The 7,234-nt window shown below is 62.0% G+C and carries 6 protein-coding genes; 2 read left to right on the top strand and 4 right to left on the bottom strand.

Annotated features, from left to right (window positions below):
* Positions 1-236: hypothetical protein (locus AB1609_12305; GenBank protein ID MEW6047247.1), on the top strand; the 236-nt coding region annotated here is incomplete at its 5' end.
* 598 nt (positions 237-834) lie between these two features.
* Here AB1609_12305 and AB1609_12300 read toward each other — a convergent pair.
* The 4 genes from AB1609_12300 to AB1609_12285 all read right to left on the bottom strand — a co-directional run bounded on the left by AB1609_12300 (position 835) and on the right by AB1609_12285 (position 6,947).
* Positions 835-1,425, bottom strand: a complete 591-nt coding sequence (locus AB1609_12300; GenBank protein ID MEW6047246.1) for an AAA family ATPase — start codon at positions 1,423-1,425, stop codon at positions 835-837.
* A 257-nt stretch (positions 1,426-1,682) separates the two neighbouring features.
* The gene (locus AB1609_12295) at positions 1,683-2,576 is read right to left on the bottom strand and encodes a hypothetical protein (GenBank protein ID MEW6047245.1); all 894 of its coding nucleotides are present in this window, start codon (positions 2,574-2,576) and stop codon (positions 1,683-1,685) included.
* 1,033 nt (positions 2,577-3,609) lie between these two features.
* Positions 3,610-5,007, bottom strand: a complete 1,398-nt coding sequence (locus AB1609_12290) for a sodium:solute symporter family protein (protein ID MEW6047244.1) — start codon at positions 5,005-5,007, stop codon at positions 3,610-3,612.
* On the bottom strand, positions 5,004-6,947 hold the full coding sequence (locus AB1609_12285) for a D-aminoacylase (protein ID MEW6047243.1): 1,944 nt from the start codon (positions 6,945-6,947) through the stop codon (positions 5,004-5,006). The genes AB1609_12290 and AB1609_12285 overlap by 4 nt, the downstream gene beginning before the upstream one ends.
* Here AB1609_12285 and AB1609_12280 point away from each other — a divergent pair.
* Positions 6,871-7,234, top strand: a 364-nt coding sequence (locus AB1609_12280) for a PucR family transcriptional regulator ligand-binding domain-containing protein (GenBank protein ID MEW6047242.1), incomplete at its 3' end; no start/stop codon positions are given. The genes AB1609_12285 and AB1609_12280 overlap by 77 nt on opposite strands.

The following is a 7,234-nucleotide window of genomic DNA, read 5'->3' as shown; positions in this document are numbered from 1 at the left end:
TCAGGTGCCACGCTTTCCTCTGCTTGCTGGCGCAGTACGTCAGGTGGCACATGATGCAGGCGTTGGAGCCCCTTTTGGCCCAGGAGAAACAGTATTCCTTCCGGCTGCTCATGGAGCACCTTGGCACCATCCAGCGGAACACTATGGAGATCGCTGGTCAGCAGTTTACCCTTACCACCGAGCCCGACGACTTGCAGCGCCGGATCTTTGCTCACCTGGGGTTGCCCTTACCGTAGCCACGGAGTTGAAAACCCGGTTGGGCAAAAGAACCAAGTGGCCCAACGGGTTCCACTGTCAGCTCCCCCCGAACTTGCGTCTAGGTTCTGCTCAACTTCTTCAATCATAACGATGGGCGCACTCCTGGCCCGCCCATGGACCCACAAGCTCAGGGCAACCATGCTTTGGAGCCCGCGACCCTCTCTCGACAGCGGTACTTCCCACTCCTGCTGTCCTGCTCTTATCCGCCTACCTATCTCGACTTGGCCCAGCAACCGATCCTCGCCACCGGGTGCCGCAACCAAGACGACCTTGAAATCGCCCGGTCCCTCCACACTGGCCATGGCGCGTAGTGCCACTTGGGTGGCAATCCCGGCGCGTTCTCCCGGTATCTCCCCAAGCTGGCCCGATAAAGCGTCGCGCAATCGGGCACCCACGTCTGCGCGCCATTCACTGAGGTCGCCCAGCGAGCGGGACAGGGCTGAGGTAGAAGCCAGGCGACACGCGAGGGCCGGATCGCGCCCGGAGGCGACCAAGACCGCACCCACCCACTGCTTCATCCGCCGGTCAAAAGTCGCCGAGACCTCGCCAGCTTCGTTGAGCAGCGAGTGCCTCACTTCAACGTATTCCTCTTCGGGGGTTCCACGTCGCCAGCATCTGGACGCGTACCCCCAGTTCCCACTCGGGGAGGTCGGTTCCGTCGAGATCGTCGTCGACCGTACGAAAACGGTTCGGATTCTCGAGCTCGTAGGCTATGGCGTAGTCTGCAAGGGGGCAGGGTCGCCAGGCTTGCGAGGCGGAAGCCAGAGCAACCGCTTCCGGACAGGAATCATCGCCATCCACACAATACTTTCGGCCGCATCCGAGCAGGATTTCGACCTTGATGGGGGTACTCGTGTTCCCCCTCCAGAAATCGTCCCTAAAGGGCACATCACGCCTCCACCACAGGGTTGTCGGATTCAGGACCATGTCGATGGCCTGTAGGAGCGTGCTCTTCCCGGAGTTGTTGGGCCCGATGATCAAGTTTAGTCCGGGTTTCAACGTGACATCGAGGTGTGTGATTCCACGGAAGTTGTCGACCTGCACACGCCTGATATACACCCGGACACCCCCTCCGTCGCAGTTGACCCGGCTTAGCTCCGTTCCGCGGAACACCTGTCCCCACAGCCGGTATCTCACCAGGGCTTTACACCAGAAGGAGACTTTCAAGTCGTCTGCCTCGCAGAGATACTATCCTGCGGTCGAACTGGTCCTCAATCTTCACGTGGATCTCCCTCGCAGGGTAGACCTTGCATATGTTGGAACACCGACCGAGCAGATAGCCAACGCACAGGAGCACCGGCAGGAAATGACCGCCAGAGACAAGATCCGCTAGAGGTGGAGCACCCACCAGCGGAGGTTTTAGTTCATGGACGATCTCGATGAATTGCGCGAGCAACATGGGGTACACAACCAAGTTCTTGACCTCAGCGAGCGTTACCCATTGGGGCGGTACCCGTCCCGGACAGGATCAGAACCGACTGGTGCCTACGCCAGTCGGGATCGTCCAGCACGTGTTCCGGGAGGTTATTCCGGCACAGGCTCCACCCCCAGCCCTGCTGTTCCAGCCACCCGGTCAACTCGAACATGGTGGGGGGCAGGCTGAAGGGCCACGGTTCCCCCGCCCTGCTCATGAGTGCAAGGAGCGCCATCGTACCGTCCGAGGCCAACCGACCGTACGAGGCCTCGTGGGTCAACCGGAACCCCTTCAGTTCGCACTGTGCCACCGCAAAGGTCCACAGCGCACCCTTAGTCACCGCTTCCTCTAGCAGCGGTTCCGCATCGCCGTCACTACGCCCGGAGAAGCACACCTCGAGCACCACTTCCTCATCCCCAAGCCTGACTTTCCGCCGCACCCTGCCTCCAGCATCCTCGCACCTGATCAGATCCACTTCCCACCCGCAAGCCCGCAGCCACCGAAGTACCGCCTCAACCGAAACCTCCGATCCAAACGGCCACTCCAACCCCGCAAGCAAGAACGCCCGCCGCAACACGCGCACCTGATCCGGTGCCAGCCAAGCCGCGAAAAGGTCGCTGCAACCCACTTGCGCGTCTGGAGAGAACGGCCTACCCCCGCCGTGGGCCTCATCCCATTGTCGCGCACGCCCTCCCGCGACAAGGCTGCAGGCCATGGCATAAAAGCAAGCAGCGGCGACCGCGTCTGCCATGGAGCCTTCTTCGTCGCCGAGGAAATGAAGGCGCGTGTGGACCAGACCAGGCCACGTATCGCGCCAGTTCAGGCACGTCCACGGGCCACCGGGCCCGTGGTCAACCTGCCAGGACCGCCCCTCCCGGTCCAGCCAGGCGAGAACATCCGACACCCTAAGCCCCGCCTGGCCATCACACCCGATCCCTGCCGCGGCAGCGGCTGAGCAGAGCCTTGCCAGAAGCTCGTGGGGGGTCACCCATTCGGCCTCGTCCACTGCGGACCACCCCGGCTATCATAAAGAGCTCCAACCACCCGGTGCACACGGCCACGAGGGGCGCTCCATGGAACCGTCCAAGTGCTCTGCCAGCTGCCAAACTTCGACGGCATGGTCGGGATTCCCTTCCGGATACTCACGATCGCCGCCCCCGCACCATCTCCGTACCACCGCACCGGTCATCATCGTCTCGAACACCCCCGCCGCCACGACCGGACCGACCCATCCCGTCCAACGACTGGGGTCCCCGCTACCCTTCCACCGAATGTGGTTCCCGGTCCAGCGTACCGCGGCACCTCCGTCAACAAGTGACGGACCTCGCTCCAAGGAGGCGAACTGGTAACGCCACCCGCCGGCCCGCGTTTTCTGTAAATCTCCCCTTGCTTGACTGGAGCTTCAACGACCGATTCACCTATCCGGGCCAGACAACCGCCGACGGCGCGGCCTGCAACCCCGGCGCCCGGAAGCCACCCGCCATCCGCCGTTCACACGACGTCCCGCCACCCACCGGCATCCCTCACCAACTTCGCCGCCAGCGCCTACTTCTCATCGAGATTCAACCGTCGGTCGCCGATCTCTTCAGCCCGTGCTCAAGGACCTGCTCGGGCTCTCGCGGTAGCCGGGCTTCCCTGCCCCCTAAGCAACACGACGACTGGCCGCCTGAGAGGATGATGCTGTTCCGTCTCCCCGTGGGACGTATACCGGAAGGCGTCCATGATGCTCCATCGTCCTCGCGAAACAGTCCTAAAAGACTGTTGGGCGATTCCTCCAGATTTCCCAAGACATCTGAAAAACATTCAGACCAGGCACGCCACCCCCAGCCTACTGGTTCACCGCGGGGCTCCGCGTGACACGTAGTTGCCCCCCACCCTCCTCGCAAACCAAGGGGCCCCGATTCGGGGCCCCGCCATAGGGATTCTCTTCTCGTCGCCTACCCGAATATCCGCTCGAGGCGTTCTCTGGGCGTCTCGGTGGTGAGGAAACTCAGCACGACGATCAGCACTGCGGAGAAAGGGAGCACGAAGAATATCGGGTCCAGCCCCAATGGCTTCACAAAGTACAGCACCGAATACACGATCGCGCAGACGAGCATGGTCCAAAACGATGCATCAGGCGTAGCCCGTTTCCAGAGTAAACCCACCCACACGGGACAGAACAACGCACCCGAAAGCACGGCGTACCCCAGGTTCCAGATGGGCATGATGACCGGCATCCACAGGCCCCAGGCAAGCGCGAACAACCCCATGAGGAGCGTGGCAAGCCGGGCCACGTACGCCAGCTTCCGCTGAGACGCCGCTGGGTTGATGAAGCGGCGGTAAATGTCCTGCGTGAAGGTGGTCGCACCGTACAAGAGGATGGAGTCGGCTGAAGACATAAGCACGGCCAGAAAGGCTGCCAGCATGATTCCGGCCAGAGCCGGGTGTAGGCCCAGGATCAGCTTAGGGACTGCCTGCTGGGGATCCTTCAACCCAGGATATGCTGCCGCCGCGCAGATACCCAGGAAGAAGGGCACAAGGTAGTAAACGGCCGCGAACCCGTACGAGTAAAATGCCCCGGCACGCGCGGTCCGCTCATCTTTTGCCGCCAGCAGGCGTTGCCACGTATACGTGGCCAGCGTGACGCCAGGCCCGATGCTGAGAAGCCACGCCCAGATCTGGGTGGACCCTGGTCGGAACAGGTCGAAGTGTTGTGGTAACTGGCTGACAAGCACGCCGGTACCACCCAGCTTAATCCAGTAAAAGATTAACATGGCCAGGAAAGCAGGAATGAGGATGCCGAACTGAAGCACGTCAGTCCACACCTCTGCCTTGAGGCCGCCCATCACAGTGTATGTGAGCATGACCAGTGTTCCCACGACGGCACCGACCCACGCGGGTATGCCGAGTAGGACGTTAACGATAACCCCAGCAGAGATGACCTGTAAGGTCATTTGGGTGAGGGTATAGAAAAGGAGTAGCACCGCTGAGAGCACGCGCGACCGATCGTCAAAGCGCTCCCCCACGACGTCGCTGATCGTGTAGAGCCCCGTCCGGCGTATCCTTCTTGCACCCAGCCAGCCGATGAGAATCGGGCACCACAGCGCAGCCCAACCGAAAGCCCACCAGTATCCGCCGATCCCAATCGTGTATCCTTGCCCACCCAGTCCCATGATGGAACCGGCACCAATCCAGGTGGCCACCGAAGTAGCCACAAAGACAGGTGTCGTCAGGGACCGCCCGGCCAGCCCGTAATCGTCGAGGGACTCCTGTTTGCGAAAGGCATACCCTATCCCGAGGACTACCGCAAAGTACAGGATCATGATTACATACACGATACCCTGGCCGCTCATTCGCTAACCTCCTTTCCGGCTCTCTGCAATACCCTGCCGGCGGGTTCGCCGAGCTCTCCACGCCGCAAGGCCAACCTACCGTTGACGATCACGGCCTCGACTCCGAGAGGGTGCTGGCGCGGGGATTCATACGTGGCCGTATCCCGCACCAGTTCAGGGTCGAAGACGACCAAGTCCGCGAAGTAGCCGGGGGCGACCAAGCCCCGATCGGTCAGCCCGTACACCCGGGCCGACAGGCCCGTCATCTTGTGTACTGCAGACTCGAGCGTCAGCCACTGCTTTTCTCGCACGAACAGTCTGAGCACTCGGGGGAACGTCCCGTACTGCCGGGGATGCGGCTTGCCCGGTCCCGGCATTCCGTCTGACCCGACCATCACTGCCGGATGCACAGCGATGGCCCGGATGTCCTCGGCCGACATGGTGAAGGTGACGACCGTACCGTTGCCCGCCGTCCGCCTCACCAACTCCACCACCGCCTCCCGCGGCGTGCGGGCACAGGCCTGCGCCAGTTGGGCGACCGTCTTACCCTCTGCCTCCCGCCAACCCGGTGCGGAACTGACCATTACCCCATCCCACCCACCAGCGTCCTGCACAAAGTTCTCCCAGGTCCCGTCATCACCCCCCTCCACCTGATCCATGATGGTCTGGAGCGACTGCGGGTTTGCCAGTCGCTCGAGGAGCCCGGCCACCCCTCCCGTAAGGGATACGGGGGGGAACAGGGCGGTTAGCAGGGTACTGTTGGCCTCATACGGGTACTGGTCCGCCCACACTGCCAGACCCCTTGCCCGGGCGCGTTCGATAAGGCCGAGGGCCAGTTCCGCCTTGCCCCAGTTGGACCGCCCCATACACTTAAGGTGAGAGATCACGAGGGGGACACCCGCTATGCCCGCCACCGTTACGGCTTCCTCTATGGCCCCCAGCAGGCGGTGGCTCTCGTTCCGCATGTGTGTCGCATAAATACCACCATGGTCAGCGACGACGCGGCATAGTGCGACCATTTCGGGCGTCTCTGAGTAGGCACCCGGAGGGTAGACAAGACCGCTCGATAGACCAGCTGCGCCCGCCTGGAGCGCCTCCTTGAGCAGGGAGCACATGTGATCCATCTCGGACGCGGAAGGTGTTCGCGCATCAAATCCCATGGCCGAAATCCTCAACGTACCATGACCTACGAGCGGAAGCAGATTCTGCCGCAATGGTCTCGAAACAGCCAAATCCAGGAAGCTGCGGAATGTCCTCCAGCGAGGGATCGAGGTCATACCCCCGTTAATCGGCGCAGTGTAACGAGCCAGTTCGTCGGCTGGGGAAAGGTCCGGGGCAAAGCTTAGCCCGCAATTGCCGATCACTTCCGTAGTGACGCCTTGCCGCAACTTGTCCTGGTACGCGTCGTCGAGCACCGCAACCACGTCAGAGTGACTGTGGGTGTCAATGAAGCCGGGGGCAACTACCCGCCCCTCTGCCCGCAGGACGAGCTTGGCCGGTTGGGAAAGCGAGCCGGACACCGCCTCTATGCGATCACCCCGTATGCCTACATCGGCTACAAAAGGCGGCCTTCCGCTGCCGTCAACCACTGTACCCGCTACGATGAGTATGTCGTATTGCACCGCAAGCCCCTCCACGACTTTCTTCTGCTGCCTTTGCCCATCAATACTCCGGTCCGCCAGGTCCACCCTTCCGTCATCGGGACGAAACAGAGGCCCCGACGCTGTCCGTTTGTCGGAGGATTTGCCCCGGCTGGTGGCGAAAGCATCCTGTGCGCACAACAGGGCGGAAGGGGTCTGGCCGATGGCGCTAACTGTCGGCCAAGCGCTGCAGGGGCCCTTGGCCGGCTGTCGACTTTTGGCTGGCCAAAGCGGACTGGATAGGGTGATCGAATCGGTGGGCGTGCTGGAGGCACCGGATTCGGTGAACTGGGTGCGCGGCGGGGAATTGCTGCTGACCATAGGGTATTTTCTGGAACGTTCCTCCGAACAGGGCCTCATCGAACTGCTCCAAACGGCGGTTGCCAGGAACGCAGCGGCGCTGGCCATCAAACTGGGACGTTACGTAGATGGACTCAGCCCTGTTGTGATCGCCACAGCGGAAAACCTGGCGCTGCCTCTGATTGAAGTCCCGTTCGAATTCGCGTGGTGGGATATGATCGGACCCGTCTTGCGCCACCTTTTCGGCCGTCAAGCCGGCGTCCTGGAACACTCACGCCAGGTAAACGAATGCCTCGCTAACTCGCTCG

The sequence above is a fragment of the Bacillota bacterium genome, assembly GCA_040754675.1.
Lineage (GTDB): Bacteria > Bacillota > Limnochordia > Limnochordales > Geochordaceae > Geochorda.
Note: the sequence above shows the minus strand (reverse complement) of the source record. Positions and strands in the feature narration are given on the sequence as shown.

What these genes read in the sequence shown, in the direction of transcription:
- AB1609_12285 (MEW6047243.1), bottom strand. Translation starts at nt 6,947, where the DNA reads ATGGTCAGCAGCAATTCCCCGCCGCGCACCCAGTTCACCGAATCCGGT.
- AB1609_12290 (MEW6047244.1), bottom strand. Translation starts at nt 5,007, where the DNA reads ATGAGCGGCCAGGGTATCGTGTATGTAATCATGATCCTGTACTTTGCG.